We start from the raw sequence: 730 nt of genomic DNA, 5'->3' as shown, positions 1-730 counted from the left end.
GCGATCTTCTACGGCAAACCGCACGAGCCGATCTATGAGCGCGCGATGCAGCTCGCGGCCGAGCGGGCCGGCCATCCGGTCGAACTCAATCGCGTGCTGGCGATCGGCGATTCCGTGCGCACCGACATTGCAGGCGCCAAGGGCTTTGGCATCGACTGCCTGTTCGTGACCCGCGGCATCCATTCCGAGCAATTCGAGGGCGTCGACCAGCTCGACCCGACCTCGGTGACGGAGCTGTTCGGCCACCCGCCGAAGGCGCTGATGCGGGAGTTGCGCTGGTAGCTGCTAGCGGCGAGGTCCCTATGCTCCCTCGCCCCGCTCTTGCGGGGAGAGGGCTGGGGTGAGGGGCTGCTTCCGCAAATTAGGTAGATGTGAGTTCGCGGTGAGTCCCCTCACCCGGCGCTGCGCGCCGACCTCTCCCCGCAAGAGCGGGGCGAGGTGGAGATTTACGCCGTTGCCATGTCCGGGAAGACCGCCTCGATCTTGGTCTTCAGCGTCGCCGCGTTGAACGGCTTGACGATGTAGTTGTTCACGCCGGCCTTCTTGGCCGCGATCACGTTCTCGGTCTTGGATTCCGCCGTGATCATGATGAAGGGCGTCGTGGCGAGGTTGGGGTCGGCGCGGACTTCCTTGAGCAGGTCGTAGCCGGTCATCGGCTCCATGTTCCAGTCGGAGATCACGAGACCATACTTCTTGCCGCGCATCTTGTTCAGCGCTGCGGAGCCATCGG

Annotated in this window: 2 protein-coding genes; one reads left to right on the top strand and one right to left on the bottom strand. The window is 64.5% G+C overall.

Translation table 11 applies throughout. The features are described from left to right. On the top strand, positions 1–282 hold a 282-nt coding region (locus tag J6497_RS40785), incomplete at its 5' end, for an HAD hydrolase-like protein (protein WP_225709764.1). A 164-nt stretch (positions 283–446) separates the two neighbouring features. Here J6497_RS40785 and J6497_RS40780 read toward each other — a convergent pair. Continuing rightward, a partial coding sequence (locus J6497_RS40780; protein ID WP_225709763.1) for a response regulator occupies positions 447–730 on the bottom strand: 284 nt, incomplete at its 5' end.

This window comes from Bradyrhizobium cenepequi (assembly GCF_020329485.1).
In the GTDB taxonomy this organism is placed as follows: Bacteria; Pseudomonadota; Alphaproteobacteria; order Rhizobiales; family Xanthobacteraceae; genus Bradyrhizobium; species Bradyrhizobium cenepequi.
This window is presented reverse-complemented; position numbering and strand designations above follow the sequence as displayed.